At 62.6% G+C, this 21,756-nt stretch carries 20 protein-coding genes; 9 read left to right on the forward strand and 11 right to left on the reverse strand.

The window, feature by feature from the left end; translation table 11 throughout:
• The first annotated feature begins 11 nt into the window (after nt 1-11).
• From NCR35_RS16415 to NCR35_RS16440, 6 genes are read left to right on the forward strand one after another with little or no spacing between them, the layout of a single operon-like run.
• The gene (locus tag NCR35_RS16415; RefSeq protein WP_370650683.1) at nt 12-944 is read left to right on the forward strand and encodes a substrate-binding domain-containing protein; all 933 of its coding nucleotides are present in this window, start codon (nt 12-14) and stop codon (nt 942-944) included.
• 47 nt (nt 945-991) lie between these two features.
• Entirely contained in the window at nt 992-2,512 is a 1,521-nt protein-coding gene (locus tag NCR35_RS16420; protein WP_250535184.1) for a sugar ABC transporter ATP-binding protein, read from the forward strand.
• Complete coding sequence (locus tag NCR35_RS16425) at nt 2,499-3,503, forward strand: ABC transporter permease (protein ID WP_250535185.1); 1,005 nt, start codon at nt 2,499-2,501, stop codon at nt 3,501-3,503. The genes NCR35_RS16420 and NCR35_RS16425 overlap by 14 nt, the downstream gene beginning before the upstream one ends.
• 34 nt (nt 3,504-3,537) lie before the next feature.
• Nucleotides 3,538-4,632 (forward strand): alcohol dehydrogenase catalytic domain-containing protein, encoded by a 1,095-nt coding sequence (locus NCR35_RS16430; RefSeq protein WP_250535186.1) that lies wholly within the window; start codon nt 3,538-3,540, stop codon nt 4,630-4,632.
• 17 nt (nt 4,633-4,649) lie between these two features.
• Entirely contained in the window at nt 4,650-6,194 is a 1,545-nt protein-coding gene (locus NCR35_RS16435; protein WP_250535187.1) for an FGGY-family carbohydrate kinase, read from the forward strand.
• Nucleotides 6,191-6,925 (forward strand): SDR family oxidoreductase, encoded by a 735-nt coding sequence (locus tag NCR35_RS16440; RefSeq protein ID WP_250535188.1) that lies wholly within the window; start codon nt 6,191-6,193, stop codon nt 6,923-6,925. Before NCR35_RS16435 ends, NCR35_RS16440 begins: the two co-directional genes overlap by 4 nt.
• Before the next feature lie 486 nt (nt 6,926-7,411).
• Here the strand turns inward: NCR35_RS16440 and NCR35_RS16445 are convergent, their stop codons facing one another.
• The 6 genes from NCR35_RS16445 to NCR35_RS16470 form a co-directional block, all read right to left on the reverse strand.
• The gene (locus NCR35_RS16445) at nt 7,412-7,594 is read right to left on the reverse strand and encodes a hypothetical protein (protein WP_250535189.1); all 183 of its coding nucleotides are present in this window, start codon (nt 7,592-7,594) and stop codon (nt 7,412-7,414) included.
• 68 nt (nt 7,595-7,662) lie between these two features.
• The gene (locus NCR35_RS16450) at nt 7,663-9,051 is read right to left on the reverse strand and encodes an FAD-binding oxidoreductase (protein ID WP_250535190.1); all 1,389 of its coding nucleotides are present in this window, start codon (nt 9,049-9,051) and stop codon (nt 7,663-7,665) included.
• Nucleotides 9,052-9,166: 115 nt separating this feature from the next.
• Nucleotides 9,167-10,069 (reverse strand): anti-sigma factor family protein, encoded by a 903-nt coding sequence (locus NCR35_RS16455; RefSeq protein WP_250535191.1) that lies wholly within the window; start codon nt 10,067-10,069, stop codon nt 9,167-9,169.
• Nucleotides 10,066-10,584, reverse strand: a complete 519-nt coding sequence (locus tag NCR35_RS16460; RefSeq protein WP_206469523.1) for a sigma-70 family RNA polymerase sigma factor — start codon at nt 10,582-10,584, stop codon at nt 10,066-10,068. Before NCR35_RS16460 ends, NCR35_RS16455 begins: the two co-directional genes overlap by 4 nt.
• 28 nt (nt 10,585-10,612) lie before the next feature.
• Complete coding sequence (locus NCR35_RS16465; RefSeq protein WP_250535192.1) at nt 10,613-11,308, reverse strand: anti-sigma factor family protein; 696 nt, start codon at nt 11,306-11,308, stop codon at nt 10,613-10,615.
• An 84-nt stretch (nt 11,309-11,392) separates the two neighbouring features.
• On the reverse strand, nt 11,393-11,704 hold the full coding sequence (locus tag NCR35_RS16470) for a DUF4148 domain-containing protein (RefSeq protein ID WP_250535193.1): 312 nt from the start codon (nt 11,702-11,704) through the stop codon (nt 11,393-11,395).
• Nucleotides 11,705-11,883: 179 nt separating this feature from the next.
• On the opposite strand from NCR35_RS16470, the gene NCR35_RS16475 reads away from it, so the two are divergent.
• Together NCR35_RS16475 and NCR35_RS16480 are read left to right on the forward strand one after the other, a co-directional pair.
• Nucleotides 11,884-12,939 (forward strand): catalase family peroxidase, encoded by a 1,056-nt coding sequence (locus NCR35_RS16475; protein ID WP_250535457.1) that lies wholly within the window; start codon nt 11,884-11,886, stop codon nt 12,937-12,939.
• Complete coding sequence (locus NCR35_RS16480; RefSeq protein ID WP_244849222.1) at nt 12,926-13,468, forward strand: cytochrome b; 543 nt, start codon at nt 12,926-12,928, stop codon at nt 13,466-13,468. The genes NCR35_RS16475 and NCR35_RS16480 overlap by 14 nt, the downstream gene beginning before the upstream one ends.
• A gap of 13 nt (nt 13,469-13,481) precedes the next feature.
• Here the strand turns inward: NCR35_RS16480 and NCR35_RS16485 are convergent, their stop codons facing one another.
• From NCR35_RS16485 to xylA, 5 genes are all read right to left on the reverse strand, one after another.
• Nucleotides 13,482-14,687 carry a 3-deoxy-D-arabino-heptulosonate 7-phosphate synthase gene (locus tag NCR35_RS16485; RefSeq protein ID WP_350029208.1) on the reverse strand — a complete coding sequence of 402 codons (1,206 nt, stop codon included), beginning with the start codon at nt 14,685-14,687 and terminating at the stop codon, nt 13,482-13,484.
• 265 nt (nt 14,688-14,952) lie between these two features.
• The gene (locus NCR35_RS16490; RefSeq protein WP_250535195.1) at nt 14,953-16,155 is read right to left on the reverse strand and encodes a sugar ABC transporter permease; all 1,203 of its coding nucleotides are present in this window, start codon (nt 16,153-16,155) and stop codon (nt 14,953-14,955) included.
• Nucleotides 16,152-17,723 carry a D-xylose ABC transporter ATP-binding protein gene (gene xylG / locus NCR35_RS16495; protein WP_250535196.1) on the reverse strand — a complete coding sequence of 524 codons (1,572 nt, stop codon included), beginning with the start codon at nt 17,721-17,723 and terminating at the stop codon, nt 16,152-16,154. Before xylG ends, NCR35_RS16490 begins: the two co-directional genes overlap by 4 nt.
• A 62-nt stretch (nt 17,724-17,785) precedes the next feature.
• Nucleotides 17,786-18,814 carry a D-xylose ABC transporter substrate-binding protein gene (xylF, locus tag NCR35_RS16500; RefSeq protein WP_250535197.1) on the reverse strand — a complete coding sequence of 343 codons (1,029 nt, stop codon included), beginning with the start codon at nt 18,812-18,814 and terminating at the stop codon, nt 17,786-17,788.
• A 184-nt stretch (nt 18,815-18,998) separates the two neighbouring features.
• Entirely contained in the window at nt 18,999-20,315 is a 1,317-nt protein-coding gene (xylA, locus tag NCR35_RS16505; RefSeq protein ID WP_250535198.1) for a xylose isomerase, read from the reverse strand.
• A gap of 244 nt (nt 20,316-20,559) precedes the next feature.
• Between xylA and NCR35_RS16510 the strand changes: the two genes are divergently transcribed.
• Nucleotides 20,560-21,747, forward strand: a complete 1,188-nt coding sequence (locus NCR35_RS16510) for a XylR family transcriptional regulator (protein WP_250535199.1) — start codon at nt 20,560-20,562, stop codon at nt 21,745-21,747.
• Nucleotides 21,748-21,756: the final 9 nt, after the last annotated feature.

Raw genomic sequence — 21,756 nt, forward strand, 5'->3', positions numbered from 1 at the left:
GAGACACAACTATGAACCGCATGTCCGTTTCGTCGCTGCGCCGGGGCGCGTTGATCGGCACGCTTGCTTTCGCGGGCGCGTTTTGCGGTGTCGCGCACGCGGCGGCACCGCTCACGATCGGCATGACCTTCCAGGAAATGAACAACCCGTATTTCGTCACGATGCAAAAGGCGCTGAACGAGGCGGCGAATTCGATCGGCGCGAAGGTCGTCGTCACGGACGCACACCATGACGTCAGCAAGCAGGTCAGCGACGTGGAAGACATGCTGCAGAAGAAGATCGACATTCTGCTCGTCAATCCCACCGATTCCACCGGCATTCAATCGGCCGTCACGGCGGCGAAGAAAGCGGGCGCGGTCGTCGTCGCAGTCGATGCGAACGCCAACGGTCCCGTCGACTCCTTCGTCGGCTCGAAGAATTACGACGCCGGCGTGATGTCGTGCGAATACCTCGCGAAAGCGATCGGCGGCAGCGGCGAAGTGGCGATCCTCGACGGCATTCCGGTCGTGCCGATTCTCGAACGCGTGCGCGGCTGCAAGGCGGGGCTCGCGAAGTTCCCGAACGTGAAGCTCGTCGATACGCAGAACGGGAAGCAAGAGCGCGCGACCGCTCTGTCGGTGACGGAGAACATGATCTCCGCGCATCCGAACCTGAAGGGCATCTTCAGCGTCAACGACGGCGGCGCGATGGGTTCGCTCTCCGCCATTACGTCGTCGGGCAAGGACATCAAGCTGACGAGCGTCGATGGCGCGCCCGAAGCGGTCGATGCGATCCAGAAGCCGAACTCGAAGTTCATCGAAACGACGGCGCAGTTCCCGGCCGACCAGGTTCGCATCGCGCTCGGCGTCGCATTGGCCAAGAAGTGGGGCGCAACGGTGCCGAAGGCCGTGCCGGTCGACGTGAAGGTGGTCGACAAGGACAACGCCAAGGGCTTCACCTGGTAAAACGCGATGTCGGCGGACGGCTCGCCGTCCGCCCGAAAGAGGCGCAGATGGACACCATTCTCAGGCTCAAGCACATCACGAAGAGCTTTCCCGGCGTGAAGGCGCTGCAGGACATTCACATCGAGATCGCGCGTGGCGAAATTCATGCGCTGCTCGGCGAGAACGGCGCGGGGAAATCGACGCTGATGAAGATCCTTTGCGGGATCTATCAGCCCGACTCGGGCGAGATCGAGATCGACGGGCAGACGCGTCAGTTCGACAACTATCACGATGCGGTCGCGGCGGGCGTGGGTATCGTGTTTCAGGAATTCAGCCTGATTCCGTACCTCAACGCGGTCGACAACATCTTTCTGGGCCGTGAGCGCCGCACGGTGTGGCGCACGCGCGACCGCGCCGCGATGCGCCGTGAAGCCGCGGACATCTTCGCGCGCCTCGGCGTCGGCATCGATCTGGATGTGCCGATCCGTGCGCTGTCGGTGGCGCAGCAGCAGTTCGTCGAGATCGGCAAGGCGTTGTCGCTCAACGCGCGCATTCTGATTCTCGACGAGCCGACCGCCACGCTGACGCCCGCCGAGGCCGATCATCTATTCGCGATCATGCGTCAGTTGAAGCAGCAGGGCGTGGCGATGATTTTCATCTCGCATCATCTGGAAGAGATTTTCGATGTCTGCGACCGCATCACCGTGCTGCGCGACGGCCAGTATGTCGGCATGACGGACGTGGCGAAGACCGATGTCGAACGGCTCGTGGAGATGATGGTCGGACGGCGCATCGAGAGCAGCTTTCCGACGAAGCCCGCGTTACGCGACGATGCGAAAACCGTGCTCGACGTGAGATCGCTGCAGATCACGAAGGACGGTCCTGTCAACGCGTTCACGCTGCGCGAGGGCGAGATTCTCGGCTTCGCGGGCCTCGTGGGTTCGGGCCGCACGGAGACTGCGCTTGCCGTGATCGGCGCGGAGCCGGTTCATGCGAAGGAGATTCGCGTGCACGGCGCGATGGCGAAACTATCGGACCCCGCGGATGCGCTCCGTTCAGGCATCGGCATTCTGCCCGAGAGCCGCAAGACGGAAGGGCTCGTTACTTCGTTCTCGATCCGCGACAACATCTCGCTGAACAACCTCGGCAAGTACCGCTCGCTGCGCTGGTTCTTGAACCATCGCATCGAAGCGCGCACGACGGCGGAGATCATGAAACGCGTCGGCGTGAAGGCGCCGTCGATGCACACCGAAGTCGCGACGCTGTCGGGCGGAAACCAGCAGAAAGTGGTGATTGCGCGCTGGCTGAATCATCACACGCGCATCCTCGTTTTCGACGAACCGACGCGCGGCATCGACGTCGGCGCGAAAGCGGAAATCTACGGGCTGATGCGCGAACTCACCGCGCGCGGCTACTCGATCATCATGATCTCGTCGGAGCTGCCGGAGATCGTCGGCATGTGCGACCGCGTCTGTGTGTTCCGGCAGGGACATATAGAGGCGATCCTGAGCGGCGACGAGATCGATTCGAACACGGTCATGACCTATGCAACAGCCGGGGCACGCGGAGCGACACATGAACACGCCTGACACATCTTCTCCGAACTCACGTGAGGTCGCCGCCGCCACGACGCACGGCAGCGCGAGCTCGCGCTTCGCGAGCTTCAGACGCTCGACGCTCTTCTATCCGCTCATCGGGCTGATCGTCGTCTGTATCGTGATGATGGTGGCGAGTCCGAGTTTCCTGTCCGCCGCGAACCTGGAAAACGTGCTGCGGCAAGTGTCGATCAACGCGATCATCGCGGTCGGCATGACCTGCGTGATTCTCACGGGCGGTATCGATCTGTCGGTCGGTTCGGTCATGGCGCTGTCGGGCACGATCGCGGCCGGATTGATGGTCTCCGGCCTGAACGCGGTCGCGGCCTTGCTGACGGGTGTTGCGGTCGGACTCGGCTTCGGCGTCGCCAACGGCTTCTTCGTGGCGTTCGCGCGCATGCCGCCGATCATCGTCACGCTCGCGACGATGGGCATCGCGCGCGGCCTCGGTCTCATCTATACCGGCGGCTATCCGATCGACGGCCTGCCCGACTGGGTCAGCTTCTTCGGCAGCGGCAAGGTGTTCGGCATTCAGGCGCCGGTTCTCATCATGCTCGCCGTCTATCTCATTGCGTGGCTGCTGCTCGACCGCATGCCGTTCGGCCGTTACGTCTATGCGATCGGCGGCAACGAACAGGCCACGCGCTTGTCGGGCGTGCGCGTGGCGCGCGTGAAGCTGATCGTCTATACGCTCTCCGGGCTCACGTCCGCGTTCGCCGCGATCGTGCTGACCGGGCGTCTGATGAGCGGCCAGCCGAACGCGGGCGTCGGCTTCGAACTCGACGCGATCGCGGCGGTGGTGCTCGGCGGCACGTCGATATCCGGCGGACGCGGATCGATCCTGGGCACGCTGGTCGGCGCTCTGTTGCTAGGAGTACTGAATAATGGCCTCAACATGATCGGTGTGAATCCGTACGTACAGAACGTGATCAAGGGCGGAATCATCCTGCTCGCGATCTATATCAGCCGCGAACGCTCGCGCTGATCTCCTCAAGCTGCGAACCTTCAACGAGAGACATATGACGACACAGAACACCGAGTCCCGGATGACCGCCATCGTGTGCCACGCGCCCGAGGATTACCGCGTCGAACAGGTGACGAAGCCGCGCGCCGGGCGCAACGAACTCGTGATCCGGATCGCCGCCTGCGGCATCTGCGCGAGCGACTGCAAGTGCTACACCGGCGCAAAAATGTTCTGGGGCGGCCCGAGCCCGTGGGTGAAGGCGCCGGTGATTCCGGGCCACGAATTCTTCGGCTACGTCGAGGAAGCGGGCGAGGGCGGGGCCGAGCATTTCGGCGTGCAGGTCGGCGATCGCGTGATCGCGGAACAGATCGTGCCTTGCGGAAAATGCCGCTATTGCAAGTCGGGCCAGTACTGGATGTGCGAGGTCCACAACATCTTCGGCTTTCAGCGCGAAGTCGCCGATGGCGGCATGGCCGAGTACATGCGCATTCCGCCGACGGCGATCGTTCACAAGATTCCGCTTGGAGTATCGCTCGAAGATGCGGCGATCATCGAGCCGCTGTCGTGCGCAATCCACACGGTCAATCGCGGCGACGTTCAGCTGGACGATGTCGTGGTCATCGCCGGTGCGGGTCCGCTCGGTCTGATGATGACGCAGGTCGCGCATCTGAAGACGCCGAAGAAACTCGTCGTGATCGATCTCATCGACGAGCGCCTCGAACTCGCAAAACAGTACGGCGCGGACGTGGTCATCAATCCGACGAAGGACAACGCGCTCGACGTGATCAAGTCGCTGACCGATGGTTACGGCTGCGACGTGTATATCGAAACGACCGGCGCGCCGATCGGCGTGACGCAAGGTCTCGATCTCATCCGCAAGCTCGGGCGCTTCGTCGAGTTCAGCGTGTTCGGCGCGGATGCCACGGTGGACTGGTCGATCATCGGCGACCGCAAGGAACTGGACGTGCGCGGCGCGCATCTGGGACCGTACTGCTATCCGATCGCCATCGATCTGCTCGCGCGCGGGCTCGTCACGTCGAAAGGCATCGTCACGCATGGATTCTCGCTCGAAGAATGGGACGAGGCGATCAAGATCGCGAATTCGACCGATTCCATCAAGGTGCTGCTCAAGCCCGGCGGTGAGCGCTGATTGCGCGCGGAGAAGCGATGGAATACGTGATTGGCGTGGACATAGGCACGCAGAGCACCAAGGCGCTGCTCGTCGGGCGCGATGGCGTCATCGTCGCGAAGCATTCGAGCAGCTATCAGCCGGATACGCCGAAGCCGCTTTGGGCCGAGCAATGGCCGTCGGTGTGGTTCGATGCCGTCGACGAATGCATCGCGCATTGCGTGGCGCAGGCTGTGGCGCAGGGCATCGATGCCACATCGATTCGCGGCGTGTGCGTGAGCAGTCTCTACGGCGGCTCGGGCATCCCGGTGGACGAAGCGATCGAACCGCTGCATCCCTGTCTCATCTGGATGGACCGGCGCGCGACCGCAGAAGCCGATCGCGTGCGCGAGCAGGTCGATCTCGATCGATTGCAGGCGATCACCGGCAATGGCGTCGACAGCTATTACGGTTTCACGAAGATGCTGTGGCTGCGCGAGCATCGACCGGACGTGTGGGCGAAGACCCGCTATTTTCTGCCGCCGAACGCGTACGTCATTCATCGTCTCACCGGGGAGATCGCGGTCGATCACAGTTCGGCGGGAAACATCGGCGGCTTGTACGACGTCGCGCGGCGCGGCTGGTCCGCCGAGATGCTCGACGCGCTCGGCATCCCCGCGCGCATGATGCCGCAGCGGCTCGTCGAATCGACGGATATCGTCGGCGGACTGTTGCCGCAATGGGCCGCGCGATGGGGCCTGGCGGCGGGCACGCCGGTGGTCGCGGGCGGCGTCGATGCGGCCGTCGCGACCTTCGCGGCCGGCGCGGCGCGCGCGGGACAGCATGTCGCGATGATCGGCACGAGCATGTGCTGGGGCTACATCAACCAGCACGTCGATGCGCGTCATGGGCTCGTGTCGATGCCGCACGTACTCAACGGCACGCGCGATCTGTACGTGTTCGGCGGCGCGATCACGGCGGGCGCGTCGGTGACGTGGTTTCGCGAGCAGTTCTGTCAGGCGGAGGTCGCGGCGGCGCACGCGTTGCCGCACGGCGATCCGCACGTGCTGCTGGAGGAAGCCGCCGCGCGCGTGCCGGCCGGCGCACAAGGCGCGATGTTCCTGCCGTATCTGATGGGCGAGCGCAGTCCGGTCTGGGATGCGAAGGCGAGCGGCGCGTTCGTCGGCCTGAGCCTCGCGCACACCCGCGCGCATCTCTACCGGGCCGTGCTCGAAGGCGTTTCCTTCGCGCTCAAGCACAACATCGAGGCGGGACGAAAGGGCTCGGAATCGCTCGACGACAAGCTGATCGTCGTGGGCGGCGCCGCGCATTCGCCGCTGTGGATGCAGATCATCGCGGACGTCACGGGTTTCCCTGTCTGGACGATCGGCGAGGAAGTGGAAGCCGCGTTGGGCGCGGCGCTGCTCGCGGCAGTCGGCACCGGACTGGTGACGCCCGATGCCGCGCAAACCGGCTGGTCGACGCTCATCGAGCGTGCGCGGCCGGACGCCGCGCGCGTGGCCCGTTATGCCGAATATTTCGATGTCTACACGGCGCTTTATCCGGCGCTCATGCCATCCATGCACAGGTTGCAATCGATATGAAAACCGACTTCGACTTTAGCGGCAAGCGTGTTCTGGTGACGGGTGCATCGAGCGGAATCGGGCGTGCCTGCGCGCAGACGCTCGCGCGTTGCGGCGCGCATGTCGTCGCGGCGGGGCGCGATGCCGCCGCGCTCGATACGCTCGCGAACGAAACGGGCTGCGAAACGCTGCGGCTCGATGTAGGCGCGCATCGTTCGGTCATCGATGCGGCGCTGGAGCCGTTCGATGCGTTCGATGGTCTCGTGAACTGCGCGGGCATTGCATCGCTGGAACCGGCGCTCGAACTCGACGCGGACGCGTTCGACCGCGTGATGGCCGTCAATGCGCGAGGCGCCGCGCTGGTCGCCCGAGCCATCGCGCTAAAGATGGTCGGGCGTGGCGGCAGCATTGTGAACGTGTCGAGTCAGGCGTCGCTTGTCGGCTTGCCGGACCATCTCAGCTATTGCGCGTCGAAAGCGGCGTTGGATTCGATTACTCGCGTGCTTTGCATCGAGCTCGGACGGCATGGCATCCGCGTCAACAGCGTCAATCCGACGGTCACGCTCACGCCGATGGCACGCTTTGCCTGGAGCGATCCGCTCAAGAGCCAGCCGATGCTTCAGGCGATTCCGCTCGGACGGTTCGCGGAGCCTGAGGAAGTCGTGGGGCCTGTGCTGTTCTTGCTGAGCGATGCGGCGTCGATGATCAGCGGGGTTTCGTTGGCGGTCGATGGGGGGTATACGGCGCGGTGAGGGGCGGTTAAGTTGGCGTAGCCAACTTGTCGACTCGATCGTTCGACCCGGCGTGCTCTTGCTCGGCAACGCTCACAGCGCTTTTCTGCGGTTCCACGTCTCTGACTTGGGAGTATGACGCATGGAGGCTGAAGCTGCGCATTGAAGCAGACCGGCAGTCCGCGTGAGGTGGTTCCGTAGCGGGAGTCCAGCGATGGCTCGTTGCTGATATCCGTTGGCGCGAAGCCGCGAGAGGTGCTTTGTCGGCGATCGACTTCTTCGCTGATGGCGTGATTTGCGCGCCGGCAAGGCCGAATTAGAAAACAGGGTGGGTCACGATGCTGCGTTTCGATACCGAAAAGCAGTCATGGTCAGGATCGCATGCGCGGCCCAGTTCGGCCGCTATTGTCGAGATGATAGTTGACATAACATAAATTAGCGACGTTTTACTAAGCGCCCAAAACAGACTTAGCCGCTTCCCGAAGCATGTTCTGCCAAACGGCCCGCTCATTCCGCTGGCGGCATCGGCTCCGATGCGCCGAGCGGACTTTCTTGCGCCGGCGACGCGCCCGGTCCCGCCGGATTCACATCCGGCGGCGTGCCGAGCGCCGGGCTCGGCTTGCGCTCGGGCGGCGCGACCGGTTCGTTGGACGGATCCGCAGCGGGCGACGTATTGGCATCGGAAGACATGACTTTCTCCGGCTTCGTAAAGGATGAAGCCAACACGCGCATTCGTCGTTCCCGCCGCAGACGAACGCCTATACGACCTTGCCCGGATTCAAAAGCCCGAGCGGATCGAGCGCGCTCTTGATCGCGCGCATCGCGTCGATGTCCGTCTCGCGACGGCTTTGCGAAAGGAACGCTCGCTTCTTGACGCCGATGCCGTGCTCCGCCGATATCGACCCGTTCAACTCGCGCGTGACGTCATAGATGACGCGGTCGATATCGTCATGGTCGTGCTTGCCCATGCCCGGCACGTCCACGACGATATGAATGTTCCCGTCGCCCAGATGCCCGTAAATCATGACGAGCGATTGCGGCCAGTGCTCGCGCAGACGCGCCTCGCAGCGCGCGGCGGCCTCGCCGACTTGCGCGATCGAAAAGCTCACGTCATAGGCAGCGTGGTTCGGTATGAAGCGCTGATACTCGCCGGGCGCATCGCGGATCGCCCAGAACGCGAGTGCATGCGCTTCCGACGACGCAATCGCCGCGTCCGTCACGATGCCTTCTTCCAGCATCGCGCCGAGAAATTCTTCGAACGCTTCGCCGTGGCGCGCCGGATCGGTCCCGACGCTTTCGAGCAAGACATAGAACGGATGCGCTGAACCGAGCGGCGCGCGCAACTGCGGCAAGTTTGCGAGCACCGCGTCGTGATAGCCGGCCCACATGACTTCGAATGCCGACACGCCCGACGCCAGCCTCGCCTGCGAACGCGCGAGCAGCGTGGTCACCGCGTTGAAGTCCGGCAAGCCGCACCATGCAGTTGCCGTTGCAGTGGGCTTCGGTCGCAGACGCAGCACGACGCGCGTGATGACCGCAAGCGTGCCTTCGCTTCCGATCAGCAGATGCCTCAAGTCGTAGCCGCTGTTGTTCTTGATCATCTTGTTGAGATCGCCGACGATGGCACCGCTTGCCAGCACCGCCTCCAGACCGAGCACCTGATCACGCATCATGCCGTACTTGATGACGCGATTGCCGCCCGCGTTCGTCGCGAGATTGCCGCCTATCGAACAACTGCCGCGTGCGCCGAGATCGAGCGGAAAGTAGAAGCCCGCCGCGCTCGCCGCTTCCTGCACGGTCTGCAACGCGGTGCCGGCTTCGACCGTCATCGTGCCGGACACTTCGTCGATCTCGACGATGCGATTCATGCGATGCAGGCTCAGCGCCACTTCGCCGCCGCGCGCATTCGCGCCGCCGACGAGTCCCGTCAATCCGCCTTGCGTGACCACGGGCTGCCGGAAGCGCGAGCAAATGGAAAGCGCCTGTGCCACTTCTTCCGTCGTGCGCGGGCGAATAAGCGCGAGCGGAATCTCGCCCGGCAGTCCGCTCCAGTCCACGACGCGCCGGTCGCCGAATTCATCCGGAAGCGCGACCACTTCCGCGCCGAGCGTCTCGCGCAATGCGCGTATTGCTTCTGTTGCCGTCATGTGCTGCGTGTCTCCGTGTGCGTTGCGGCGCGCTTGATCGAATGCGCGCCTTCGTCACCATATACCGCACCGGGCCGCGACGGCAAGCGCACGAGCGTACGCGCCTTGCATGCGGTCATCGCGCAGCCGCGCCCTGCCCGTTCCTCGCGGTCAATTGTTCGTACACGTCATGCGAAACGGCCAGCAATTGCGGACGCGCGATCGCACCGGACACCGCATAGCCGAAATCGCCATCGACCCAATAGAACACATTGACGGAGCCATCCTGATAGAGCTTGAACGCAGTCACGTCCGTGCTCACCTTGCGATGCGACACGTTGAGCGTGATGCGCTCGCCCTGGGCGTCGTGATACATGAACTGCGCAATCGGGCCTTCGTCGCCGGGCAAGAGCCGTCCGCCCATCAGATTGAACCCCACGCGCGTGAGCACGGGCGCATGCACGTCGGTGCCGAGCCGGTTCGACAGCCACTTGACGAGCTCCTCTTCCTGATCCGCGCCGACCTCGACCGGGCGCGTCACCATCGGCGCATACGTGACATAAGCAATCGCGGATTGCCGCGCGAAGGACTCGTCCTTCGTCAGGCTTGCATGACGAAGCGACGGATTGTCATTGCCGGACGCGAGCATGTCGCGCGCAGGCGGACTCATCATGCCGGCCACGCCGATGCCGATGCCGAGCACGAGCGCCGCCGCCATGCCCGCATACTTCGGCCAGTTCGCCGCAGGACCGCGGCCGGCGTTCACCTTTGCGGCCCGCGTGGCGGTCGCATCCTGCGCATCGGGCGCATCCACCGTGTCCAGCACATGCGTCAAACGCTCCGGCAACGGTTCTTGCAATACGCGATCGAAGCGATCGTGAAGCATGCCGTTTAACGCGAAGTAATCGCTGACGCGGCTTGCGAGCGCAGGATCGGTCTCCAGCAGCCGATCGATCTCTTCGCGCCGTTGTTCGCCGAGCACGCCATCGACATAGCCTTGGATATCCTCTTCGCTGATGGAAGTCGTTTGTTTGTTCATCGCACCACCTTCAGTTGCACGCCTTCCTGCTTGCCCGCCATGAGCGCGCGTAACCTTTCGCGTCCACGCGATAGCCGCGACATCACGGTGCCGAGCGGAATCTCCAGCGCGAGTGCCACTTCCGCATACGACATCTCTTCGAGCCCGACCAGCAGCACCACCTGACGCTGTTCGACCGGCAGCCGTTGCAGCGCGTAATCGAGGTCTCGCATTTCGAGCGATTGCGTGTCGCGGCTTGCCACCGCGAACTGGCTTTCGTCGAGCGGATCGTCGTCGACCGAAACATGAACCGCGCGTGCATCCGCGCGTCGCGTCTGATTCGCGAAGACGTTATGCATGATCGTGAAGAGCCATGCGCGCAGATCGGTGCCCGACTGAAACTTGTCCGTGTGCCTGAGCGCGCGTTCCAGCGTGTCCTGCACGAGATCGTCGGCGAGTTCCTGATTGCGGATCAACGCGCGCGCATAACGACGCAAGCGCGGCAGATGATCCATGAGTTGTTCGCGCACGCTCATCGGCGCACCTCGCGGGGCAATCTTGCGTTCATCGTTCATTCCATTGCATGTTCTGACGAGCCATCGACACTTCGGCGGCACGCATGAGCCCCGGCGTACCGGCGCGAGCTCCGACCACCGTGCGAACGCCCGATGTCGTTATCCATTCGATAAGACGCGCTGTTCCGATTCTATGCGCGTGCCACGTTGGGCGCATGAACGACGGCGGCGCACACGTCGAGAGCAGCACGAGCGGCTGATTGCTGGCGTTACGGTAAGCGAACACCTTCACGGTCGAGAATGCCCCGAGCGTGACGGTCGTCGCATCGACGGCGTGAAATCCCGCCGATGAGAGATCGGGCGCGTCCGCGATGCTCGCGGCGCGAACAGGCACCGTCGCCTGAATCGCCAGGGCGGATACGGCTGCGCGTTCCAGTGCTGCGTCCGGTACGCGCACCGTGGCCCAGATTGCGCCGATCACGAGCAAAAGACAGCCGGCAATGGCTGCGCACAGCCGCAACCGCGCGCCGGTCCGCCGATGACTCGCTTCTCGCGCGCTGCGGTCGTCGCGGAACATCTCGCGCAACTGCGCATTGAGCCGATCATAGAACACGACTCTGCGCGCTTCCTCGGGCCGGCGAGCGAGATAGGCATGCAGCGACGCGGCCCGTTCCGACGCGAGCAGGCCGTCGGCGAAGGCCTGGACGTCGGCTTCGGAAAGGCGGGTGTCGGAATGCGGGTCCACGTTCGTTGCGCTGAGTCGTCTTTATATGGCTAACAACGTTGCGAGGCGTTTATTCCCGCAAGCGTCGACTTTTTTTTGCGGCGATCACGAGCCCGCATAGATATGGCAGAAGCTGTAAGGACCCACGCAGTCGGACGGGCTCATCGACGCGCTCCCCGCGCCCGACGCGGTCTTCATGCCGCCATAAGCGCCGCTCTCCGGCGTCTTCATGCGCGCTGTCTGATTCTGATAGATGGGGCTAACGTCCGGATACGATGCATCGGTCACGAGACGCGAGCCGTTCTGCTCGGCCTGCACGAGTTGCGCGCGCACTTCGTCGCGCGTGAGACCTTGAGCGAATGCGCCGGTCGAGACGACGAGTGCGGCGGAAACGGCGAATACTTTGGCGATGTTCATGTTCGACTCCTTGAGAAGAATTCATTGGGCTTGCATGAAGGCAAACCGTCCACGGAGCCGATCTATTCCAGAAATTTAAATCGACGCGTTGATGGAATAACCGTGCAAGCACGCGTGTTCGCGTCACTGATCCATCGAACAGCGAGCGAAACACCATGAAACAGGCACCCTTCTCACTGATGAGACTCTTGCGGAGTCCAAGGCGACATGCACGCGAACTCGCGAAGCTGGCGGTGATCGGCGGCAGCGTGCTCGCAATCGGCACCGCGTTCGCCTACGTGGCGGGCATCGGCGACACGCACAGGCTGACGTCGACGAAGATCGTCGACACGTTCGAAAGCGTGAGCGGCGTGCATGCGGGATACCGGCGCAATCATGCGAAAGGCGTATGCGTCGAAGGCTGGTTCGACGGCAACGGCAACGCGTCATCGCTCTCCCGTGCCGAAGTGTTCACGCGAGAGCGCACGCCGGTGACAGGCAGGTTCGCGATACCCGGCCCGAATCCGTTCGTCAGCGATTCAGGCAGCCCCGTGCGCAGCCTCGCCCTCGAATTCCGGCTGCGTGATGGCGAACAGTGGCGCACAGCGATGAACAGCACTCCCGTGTTCATCGTGAACAGCGCGCAGGGATTTTATGAGCAACTGGTCGCATCGCGTCCCGATCCGAAGACCGGCAAGCCCGATCCCGCGAAGCTCGCCGCCTTCTTTGCAGCGCATCCTGAAACAAGGCCCTTTCGCGATTGGGTCAAGGCGCACGCGCCGTCATCGAGCTACGCTAATGCCGCGTATTACGGCATCAACGCGTTCCGAGCGACCGACGCTTCGGGCGTTACGCATGCCGTGCGCTGGTCCCTCGTGCCCGAAGCCGACTACGAGGCCGTATCGCAACATGACGCCGCGCGTCACGACTTCCTCGACGAAGAATTGAGAGGACGCCTCGCTCATGGCCCGCAACGGTGGCACCTGATCTTGACCGTCGCGCAACCGGGCGACGTCACGAACGACGCGACCCAAGCATGGCCTGAAGACCGCAAGCATATCGACGCGGGCACGCTCGTGATTACCCGCGAGAGCCCGCAAGCCGACGGCGCTTGCCGCGACATCAACTTCGACCCGACCGTGCTGCCCGCTGGGCTCATGGTCTCGGACGACCCTTTGCTCGCGGCGCGTTCGTCCGCGTATTCCGTTTCGTTCAACCGCAGAACGCATGAGGAGGCGCATCATGAAGCGCACTGACGCGAACCACTTCAGTCCGGCCGCGCGCTGGATTCACTGGCTCATGGCGGTCCTCGTGATCGGCATGCTGTTCATCGGCGTCGGCATGGTCGCGACGCTTTCGTCGTGGCATCAGACCTTGATCGCCATACATCGCCCTCTCGGCATCGTGATTCTCGTGCTCACGGCGCTGCGTCTCGCCGTACGCTTGACGCACCGCACGCCCGCCCTTCCCGACGATATGCCGCGTTGGCAGCAACGCATCGCGCATGGCTCGCACTGGCTCTTCTATGCGTTGCTCTTCGCCATGCCGCTCGTCGGATGGTCGATGCTATCGGCAGGCGGATTTCCGATCGTCATGCTGGGCGGCGTGCATCTGCCGCCGATCGCACCGGTGAACGTGCGTCTTTATGCGTTGCTGAGAAGCGCGCACACGTATCTCGCGCTGCTGCTGTTCGCGACCTTCGTCATGCACTTCGCCGCAGCGCTGTTTCATGGGCTGATTCGTCGCGACGGCGTGCTTTCGAGCATGGCGCGCAGCGGCCGATGACGGACATGCGCGTTCAAACATTGGGCGAGACCTGATCGATTGCAATCAACAAGTCTTCCGTATGGACCATGAGTTCGCGCACTCGTCGCAGCATCGGGTATTGATGCAGCACGCCGCGCCAGCGAGGCGACTCGAGCAGATCTTTCCACACGGGTTCGAGCGTTCGGACATCGGCTGGTCGATGATCTTGCAGCATGCAGGCGAAATCGAGGCTCGCTGGCGCCGACAGCAGCTGCATGCGGCTGCCCGCGCCGAGCACGCGCTGCGCCGTGTCGGCAGGCGCATCGCAGCAGTAAAGAACGGTGCTTTGCAGGCTGGCCTCGTCGGTCGTCAAGCGGTGTAGCGACGAGCCGCGCAGACGCACGGCGCCTTGAGCCGTTTCGAATGCGTACGAGACGTTTTCGTCTGCATGCGCCAGGAGTTCGATACCACGAAGCAGCCGGGAGAGATCGGTCGTCGCCGCATCGACAGAGGCCTTCGATTCGACGAGGAGACAGACATTCCATTCCGGCGCTTCATCGGCATTGTTGGCCCGTTCGAGCAGCACCGCATCCCACTCGCTTTTCGCGCGGTCGGCGCGACCCGGAATGGACGCGGGAACGTGCATGGAGGTCACGACGCGATACGCCGCGCGATCGCCCGCTTCGTCTCCAAGACGGTTTGCAATAGCTTGCAACGCGTGACTGGCGCGCCCTTCGGCCGCTGCGCCGCGCTTCTGCGAAGCGTTACCTTCGGCGGCGGCTTGCGCGCTGCCGGAGCGCGGACCATGCCGGTCCCATAGCGACAGATACGCCTGCACACGCTCATCCCGAAGCAGCGTTTCAAGACGTTGCAGCCGAAGCAAGGAAGGATTCTCGATCAGCCGCGTCAGGGCATCGCGAGACTGGGGTTCGTCGGCGATTTCGGCAATGGCCAGCAAGCGTTGCGCGATATCGGCAAGGCCGAATATATATGGCGACGACGCGCAAGCGTGCAATTGCGCGAAGGCCTCGCGCTGCGCATCCGACGACGCGCGCTGTTTGCCAGGATGAGCGATGGCGTTGACACTGGCGCGAATGGATCGACGATCCTGCTTCGCCTGCGCCGACAGCGACACGTATTCGCGCACTTCCGCCACGCGGTGCCGGAGCAACGTGGCCTTGAAAACAGGGTCGCCGGATTCGTCGTGCAAGGCTTCTTCGATCAGGCGTGCAAGCCCTTCGAGAAAAGCCTGCTTCATCTCTATGGTCGGCGCTTCACCGTGCGAGACCGCGCAGCGTGCCTCTTCGATAACGATTGCAAGCGCCGTGGCGGGCGACGGTATCGATGATCCATTGGACACAGCAGAGAGCGCAGGCAAACGGTATCGGCGCGCCACGACGCGCAATATTTCTCGAAGCAGGAGCGGAGCAGACATGAAGGCACGAGGGACGAAGCGTAGCCTCGTACTTTACCTCGTCGATGCGCGGGCGGCCGCCTGCCGCCCGGCACCTCGCTGCTTGCGCTTATCGACGCGCAGTTCCCGACACGACATCGATCCACACGGCGAGCACGAGGATCGCGCCTTTGACGATCATCTGCCAGTACGAATCGACATCCAGCATCGACATGCCGTTGTCGAGGCTAGCCATCACGAGCGCGCCGATGATCGCGCCATACACGGTGCCGGAGCCGCCACGCATCGACGTTCCGCCGATGAAGCATGCCGCGATGGCGTCGAGCTCGCCCATCGATCCGGCAGAAGGCGAGCCAGCCGCGAGACGCGCCGTATTGACGAGTCCGCCGAACGCGCACATCAAACCCATGAGCGCGAAGATGGCGAGCTTCACGCGGTCGGTGTTGATGCCGGACAGGCGCGTCGCCTCCAGATTGGAGCCGACCGCATAGATGCGCCGGCCGAACACCGTTTGCGTCGCAATGTAGGTGAAGACGCCGAGCAGCGCGAGCAGCACGAGCACGGGCACCGGAATGCCGCCGTAACGGTTGAGCGTCGCGACGAACGCGAAGAGAATCACGCCCGCCGCGATGATCTTCACGGCGTCCTGCCACGGCGCGACAACCGGCAGGCCATAACGCTGACGGCTGCGTCGCTGACGCAAGGTCAACACTGCGAGCAGAGCGAAGAGCGCGATGGCGAGCGTATCGCCGGCCACGCGCGGCAAGTAACCTTGCCCGATGAACACGAGTGAATCCGACACCGGCGCAATGGTCGAACCGCCGGTTATACCCAGCAGAACGCCGCGATAGGCCAGCATGCCGCCGAGTCCCACGATGAACGAGGGCACTCTTCGATACGTGGACCACCAGCCGTTGAAAAGACCAATGGCAACGCCGAGCACCATCACCACCGGCAAGGTGATCGCAATGGGCCAGTGATACGTGACATCGAGAATCGCGGCCACGCCGCCGAGCAGCCCGAGCAGGGAGCCCACGGACAAATCGATTTCGCCGGAGATGATGACGAATACCATGCCGCACGCGAGCATGCCGGTAATCGACATCTGCCGCAAAAGGTTCGAGAGATTGCGCGGCGTGACGAACGCGCCATTGGTCAGAAACGAGAAGAACAGCCAGATGACGGCGACGGCGAGCAGCAGCGCCAACAGTTTATAGCGCGTGAATAGCTGCTTCATGCGCTGGCCGGCGGGCTGCGGCGCGCCCTTCTCGTCCTTGCTGGGCTTCGGCGTAGAAATGAGATCGGGAGTCATGCGAGGCTCGCTGAATCGATTGAGTCGGTTTCCTGCCGCGTTGCGATGGCGGCCGAAAGAATGTCTTCTTGCGTGAGGCCGTCGTTAAGAAAATCGCCTCGTAACTGGCCTTCGCCGATGACGAGCACGCGGTCCGAGACACCGAGCACTTCCGGCAATTCCGACGACACCATGATGATGGATACGCCGCGTTGCGCGAGTTCGAACATCAGCTTGTAGATTTCGTACTTCGCGCCTACGTCGACGCCGCGCGTCGGTTCGTCGAGAATCAGCACATCGGGATTGGTCAACAGCATGCGCGTGAGTACGGCCTTCTGCTGATTGCCGCCGGACAGACTCGCGATGGACAACATCGGATGCGCGGCGCGCACGGAGAGCCGTTTCATCTCGGTGTGGATGGTATCGAGTTCCGCAGCCGTATCGATACGTCCGCCTTTGGCAAAACGCCTGAGCACCGCGAGCGTGATGTTATGCCCGACGCCCAGTTGCGGAACGATGCCATGACGCTTGCGATCTTCGGGCACCATGGCGATGCCCGCGGCGATCGCGTCGCCGGGCGTGCGAATGGCAACGGGCTTGCCTTTCACGATGACCTGCGCAGCACACTGCCCCGCATATGCGCCGAACACGGCCTGCATGAGTTCGGTGCGCCCCGCGCCGACGAGCCCCGCGACGCCGAGAATCTCGCCTTTTCTCAGTGCGAACGACACGTCGTCCACACGTTTGCGGTTCGGATTGTTGATGTCGAAGCATGTCACGTGACGCGCTTCGAACACCACCTCGCCGATCGGCTGTCGGTCTTCCTTCGCCGGGCGCGGAAAGAGATTCGTGATCTCGCGCCCGACCATCATCGCGATGACGCGGTCGGTGCTGACGTTACGCATCGGGTGCGTGGCGACGTGCTTGCCGTCGCGAATGACCGTCACGGTGTCGCAGACGGCTTCGACTTCGTCGAGCTTGTGCGAGATATACACGCACGCGACGCCGCGCCGCTTGAGGTCTCGCACGATATCCAGAAGGATTTGCGTTTCAGACGCGGTAAGCGATGAAGAAGGTTCGTCGAGAATGAGCAGTCTCGCCTTCTTGTTAAGCGCCTTGGCAATCTCGATCAATTGCTGGTGGCCGCCGCCGTAGTTCATCACCGGCTGCGCCACGTTGATGCCCTGTATGTTCAGCTCGCCTAGCAGTTCGCTTGCGCGCTGATACATCGCCGGGTAATTCATGCGCCCGCCGGGCAGCGTGATTTCGTTACCCAGGAAGATGTTCTCGGCCACCGACAGTTGCGGCACCAGCATAAGTTCCTGGTGAATGATGATGATGCCCGCATGCTCGGTGTCGCGAATGCCGGCCGCCCGAAGCGGCTTGCCATCCCAGATGATTTCGCCCTGCCACGTTCCATGCGGATAGACGCCCGACAGCACTTTCATGAGCGTCGATTTGCCTGCGCCGTTTTCACCGCAAAGTCCCACGCATTCGCCTTGATTCACGACGAGGTCGATGCCGTCGAGCGCCTTGACGCCGCCGAACGACTTGGCGATGCCGCGCATCTCCAATAGCGCCTGTGCCATGCTTGGTGTCCTGACTGTGCTGAACGAAGCGGGCATCGCCTAAGGCAATGCCCGCAGGACCATTAATTGCCGGCCAGTTGCGCTTGCGAATAGAAGCCGTCCTTGATGACGACATCGACGTTCGACTTGGTCAGCAATGTCGGCTGCAGCAGTACCGTATCGACCTGCTTCTTGCCGTTGTCGTATTTCGCGTTGAACGCGGGCTTGTTGCCCTTGGCGAGATCGACGGCGAGCTTGGCGGCATCGCCTGCAATGAGTTTCAGAGGCTTGTAGACCGTCATGGTCTGCGTGCCGGCCACGAGGCGCTTGACTGCGGCGAGATCGGCGTCCTGCCCCGACACCGGCACCTTGCCCGCGAGCTTCTGCGCGGCGAGCGCCTGAATGGCGCCGCCCGCCGTGCCGTCGTTGGATGCGACGATCGCATCGATCTTGTTGTTGTTCGCGGTCAATGCATCTTCGGTGATTCGCAGCGCCGTGGATGCGCTCCATTCCGGCACCCACTGCTGCCCCACGATCTTGATATCGCCGCGATCGACAGCGGGCTTGAGCACTTTCATCTGCCCTTCTCGCAGCATCTTCGCGTTGTTGTCGGTGGGCGCCCCACCGAGCAGAAAGTAATTGCCCTTCGGTTGCGCGTTATAGACGCCTTGCGCCTGCAATTCGCCGACCTTTTCGTTGTCGAACGAGATATAGGCATCGATGTCGGCGTCGAGCACCAGGCGGTCATACGACACGACCTTGATGCCCGCCTTGTGCGCCTCCGCCACGACGTTGCCGAGCGTCTTCGAATTGAACGGCACGATCACGATGACATCGACGCCACGCGAAATGAGGTTCTCGATCTGCGAAATCTGACGCGCTTCGCTTGCGTCGGCGGACTGCACCGACACTTTCGCGCCGAGCTTCGTCGCAGCCGCTACGAAATAGTCGCGATCGCGCGACCAGCGTTCGACACGCAGATCGTCGATACAAAAGCCGATCTCGGGCTTGTCCTTGCTTGCGTGCGCGAGCGGCGCCGCCAGTGAAAAGCCTGCGCACATGGCGGCGCAGACGAGCGAACTCAATACCGAACGGCGAATGGATGATTTCATGTCTCACTCCTGTTTTGAATGGCCGCGGGCGTAGTCGTGCGAGAGCGCCCGGCGTTACATACAGTGCGCCGCGAATACGTGTTCGCAGGCGTCGCTATGATTGTTTCGACTCGAAGAGTGGCCGCTATTCGCCCGCGCTGCAATTGCGAAATCGACCGCTCGCGCTAATGTTTTTTATCCTCGATCAACCGTAGATCGCGCGATTGACCCAATTCTCAAGGCGCTCCTGCTGACCGCTTACGTGCCGGGGATCGATTCCACGAGAGATGGCATCGTTCGCCAGTGCGTCGAGTGAATAGCCGCCCGCGAACACCTTGCGCCCGAATTCGGATTCCCAACCGGCATAGCGGTCTGCCTTCAGTTCCGCGAGCCGATCGTTCTCTACAAGCCTCGCTGCGCGTTCGCTCGCGATCGCAATGACGTCGATCGCGCCGATGTGGCCATGCAGCAGATCTTCGGCATCGATACTCTGTCGGCGTACCTTCGAATCGAAATTCATGCCGCCTGTCGTGAAGCCGCCGTTGCGCAGAATCTCGTAAAGCGCGAGCGTGAGTTCTTCCACGCTATTCGGAAATTGATCCGTATCCCAGCCGTTTTGCGGATCGCCGCGATTCGCGTCGACACTGCCGAAGATGCCGAGCGCGAAGGCCGTCGCGATCTCGTGGTGAAACGAATGCCCGGCAAGCGTTGCATGGTTGGCTTCGATGTTCACGCGGAACTCGTCTTGCAGGCCGAATTGCGTGAGAAAGCCATGCACGGTGGCGACGTCGTAATCGTATTGATGCTTGGTCGGCTCTTGCGGCTTCGGCTCGATCAACAGTGCGCCCTTGAAGCCGATCTTGTGCTTGTGTTCGGCGACCATCGCAAGGAAGCGCGCAAGCTGCTCGCGCTCGCGTTTGAGGTCCGTGTTCAGAAGGGTCTCGTAGCCCTCGCGGCCGCCCCACAGCACGTAGTTTTCGCCGCCGAGATCGAGCGTGGCTTGCAGCGCCTCGCGCACTTGCGTGGCGGCGAAGGCGAATACGTCGGGGTTCGGGTTCGTGGCTGCGCCCGCTGCATAACGCGGATTCGAGAACAGGTTCGCCGTGCCCCAGAGCAGCTTCACGCCGCTTGCCTCTTGCTTGCTCGCGAGGTAGTCGCGCATGCGCTCGAAGTTGTCGACGTATTCGCGAATGCTCGCGCCTTCCGGTGCGACGTCGGTATCGTGGAACGTATAGAACGGCGTGCCGAGTTTGCCGAAGAATTCGAACGCGGCGTCGGCTTTCATGCGCGCCATTTCCATCGCATCGCCGCCTTTGTGCCACGGCCGATCGAACGTGCCGGCGCCGAACACATCCACGCCCGGCCACACGAACGAATGCCAGTAACATACGGCAAGCCGCAGGTGATCGGCCATGCGCTTGCCGAGGACCATCTTGTCCGCATCGTAATGACGATAAGCGAACGGATTGTCTGAACCCGCACCCTCGAAACGGGCGCTTGGAAGATGTTCGAGCGAAGGCATCGCGTCTCCTGTTTTCGAATGCGCGCGTTTGAATCGCGCTTTAGAGTGACGCCATGCTGCCAGCCGTGCGCCCCGTGCTTCAATTGCGAAATTCGCCAGCGTGATTAGCGATTCTTGGCAATGGCCGGAGTTGAATGACGCATGCCATTAGAATGAAGCGAGAATGAAGCGAGAATGAAGCGGCTGCATAGTCGGCAGTCACGCTTCACATATGGAAAACCCTTAAGTCCGCTAAGAGATTTTCATGAATCGTCCGCATCGCATTGCGTTGCTCTTCAACGCCAACAAGGTGTACGACCGCGAAATCATCACGGGCATCGGCCAATACCTGTTGTCCACGCGCGTCGCGTGGGACCTCTTTCTGGAAGAGGATTTCAGGGCGCGGCTGACGGGCATAGAACGTTTCGATGGCGACGGCATCATCGCGGATTTCGATGACCCTGCCGTCTGCGACGCGCTCGCCGATTGCCCGCTTCCCGTCGTGGCCGTGGGCGGCTCCTATCACGATGCGGCGTGTTACCCGGCATCGTTGCCCTATATCGCTACGGACAACGCCAAGCTCGTATCGCTTGCCTATACGCATCTCATCAGCGCGGGACTGCAACGCTTCGCCCTGTACAGCCTGCCGGAATCCAGCGAGAACCGCTGGGCTCAGGAGCGCGAACACGCGTTCCAGGCGCTCGTCGAGGCCGACGGATTGGACGCGGAGATACATCGCGGTTTGCCGACGAGCGCCCCGGTATGGAGTCAGGCAAGCGCCGAACTCACATCGTGGCTGCAAAGCCTGCCGAAGCCCGTCGGCATCATTGCCGTCACCGATGCGCGTGCGCGGCATCTGCTGCAAGCGTGCCTGATTTCAGGCATTGCGGTGCCCGAGGAAGTCGCGATCATCGGTATCGACAACGATCCGCTCACGCGATCGCTCACGCGCATCGAGCTTTCGTCGGTAATTCAGGGAACCGAGGAAATGGGACGGACGGCGGCCCACCTGCTGCATCAAATGCTCGGCGGGGCGCGCTTTGCAGGGCGGCGAATACTCGTGCCGCCGGTCGGCATCAACGTGCTCGAATCCACGCGGCATCAACCCGTGGCGAGTCCTTACGTAATGCGTGCGCGCCATTACATTCGCCAATACGGATGCCAGGGCATCAAGACCGACCAGGTTGCGGACTACGTCGGTGTATCGCGTTCATCGCTAGAAGATCACTTTCGGCGCGAGCTCGGCTGCACCGTGCATCAGGAAATCCTCAGCCATAAGCTACAGGTGGCCAAGCAATTGCTTGCGAAACAGGACATACCCAGTGCGGAAGTGGCGATACGCTGTGGCTTTACATCGCTTCAATACATGTACGCCGTCTTCAGGCGCGAGCTCGATTGCACTCCGCGCGAATATCAGGAACGGCTTCAGGCCACGTCTTCGCACACTGCCTGACGCTACGAA

Origin of the sequence: Caballeronia sp. AZ10_KS36 (assembly GCF_023631105.1) — a bacterium.
Classification (GTDB): domain Bacteria; phylum Pseudomonadota; class Gammaproteobacteria; order Burkholderiales; family Burkholderiaceae; genus Caballeronia.

What these genes read in the sequence shown, in the direction of transcription:
- NCR35_RS16475 (WP_250535457.1), top strand. Translation starts at nt 11,884, where the DNA reads ATGAGACTCTTGCGGAGTCCAAGGCGACATGCACGCGAACTCGCGAAG.
- NCR35_RS16425 (WP_250535185.1), top strand. Translation starts at nt 2,499, where the DNA reads ATGAACACGCCTGACACATCTTCTCCGAACTCACGTGAGGTCGCCGCC.
- NCR35_RS16435 (WP_250535187.1), top strand. Translation starts at nt 4,650, where the DNA reads ATGGAATACGTGATTGGCGTGGACATAGGCACGCAGAGCACCAAGGCG.
- NCR35_RS16470 (WP_250535193.1), bottom strand. Translation starts at nt 11,704, where the DNA reads ATGAACATCGCCAAAGTATTCGCCGTTTCCGCCGCACTCGTCGTCTCG.
- xylF (WP_250535197.1), bottom strand. Translation starts at nt 18,814, where the DNA reads ATGAAATCATCCATTCGCCGTTCGGTATTGAGTTCGCTCGTCTGCGCC.
- NCR35_RS16480 (WP_244849222.1), top strand. Translation starts at nt 12,926, where the DNA reads ATGAAGCGCACTGACGCGAACCACTTCAGTCCGGCCGCGCGCTGGATT.
- NCR35_RS16430 (WP_250535186.1), top strand. Translation starts at nt 3,538, where the DNA reads ATGACGACACAGAACACCGAGTCCCGGATGACCGCCATCGTGTGCCAC.
- NCR35_RS16420 (WP_250535184.1), top strand. Translation starts at nt 992, where the DNA reads ATGGACACCATTCTCAGGCTCAAGCACATCACGAAGAGCTTTCCCGGC.
- NCR35_RS16440 (WP_250535188.1), top strand. Translation starts at nt 6,191, where the DNA reads ATGAAAACCGACTTCGACTTTAGCGGCAAGCGTGTTCTGGTGACGGGT.
- NCR35_RS16485 (WP_350029208.1), bottom strand. Translation starts at nt 14,687, where the DNA reads ATGAAGCAGGCTTTTCTCGAAGGGCTTGCACGCCTGATCGAAGAAGCC.
- NCR35_RS16455 (WP_250535191.1), bottom strand. Translation starts at nt 10,069, where the DNA reads ATGAACAAACAAACGACTTCCATCAGCGAAGAGGATATCCAAGGCTAT.
- NCR35_RS16415 (WP_370650683.1), top strand. Translation starts at nt 12, where the DNA reads ATGAACCGCATGTCCGTTTCGTCGCTGCGCCGGGGCGCGTTGATCGGC.
- xylG (WP_250535196.1), bottom strand. Translation starts at nt 17,723, where the DNA reads ATGGCACAGGCGCTATTGGAGATGCGCGGCATCGCCAAGTCGTTCGGC.
- NCR35_RS16445 (WP_250535189.1), bottom strand. Translation starts at nt 7,594, where the DNA reads ATGTCTTCCGATGCCAATACGTCGCCCGCTGCGGATCCGTCCAACGAA.
- NCR35_RS16490 (WP_250535195.1), bottom strand. Translation starts at nt 16,155, where the DNA reads ATGACTCCCGATCTCATTTCTACGCCGAAGCCCAGCAAGGACGAGAAG.
- NCR35_RS16460 (WP_206469523.1), bottom strand. Translation starts at nt 10,584, where the DNA reads ATGAGCGTGCGCGAACAACTCATGGATCATCTGCCGCGCTTGCGTCGT.
- NCR35_RS16510 (WP_250535199.1), top strand. Translation starts at nt 20,560, where the DNA reads ATGAATCGTCCGCATCGCATTGCGTTGCTCTTCAACGCCAACAAGGTG.
- NCR35_RS16450 (WP_250535190.1), bottom strand. Translation starts at nt 9,051, where the DNA reads ATGACGGCAACAGAAGCAATACGCGCATTGCGCGAGACGCTCGGCGCG.
- xylA (WP_250535198.1), bottom strand. Translation starts at nt 20,315, where the DNA reads ATGCCTTCGCTCGAACATCTTCCAAGCGCCCGTTTCGAGGGTGCGGGT.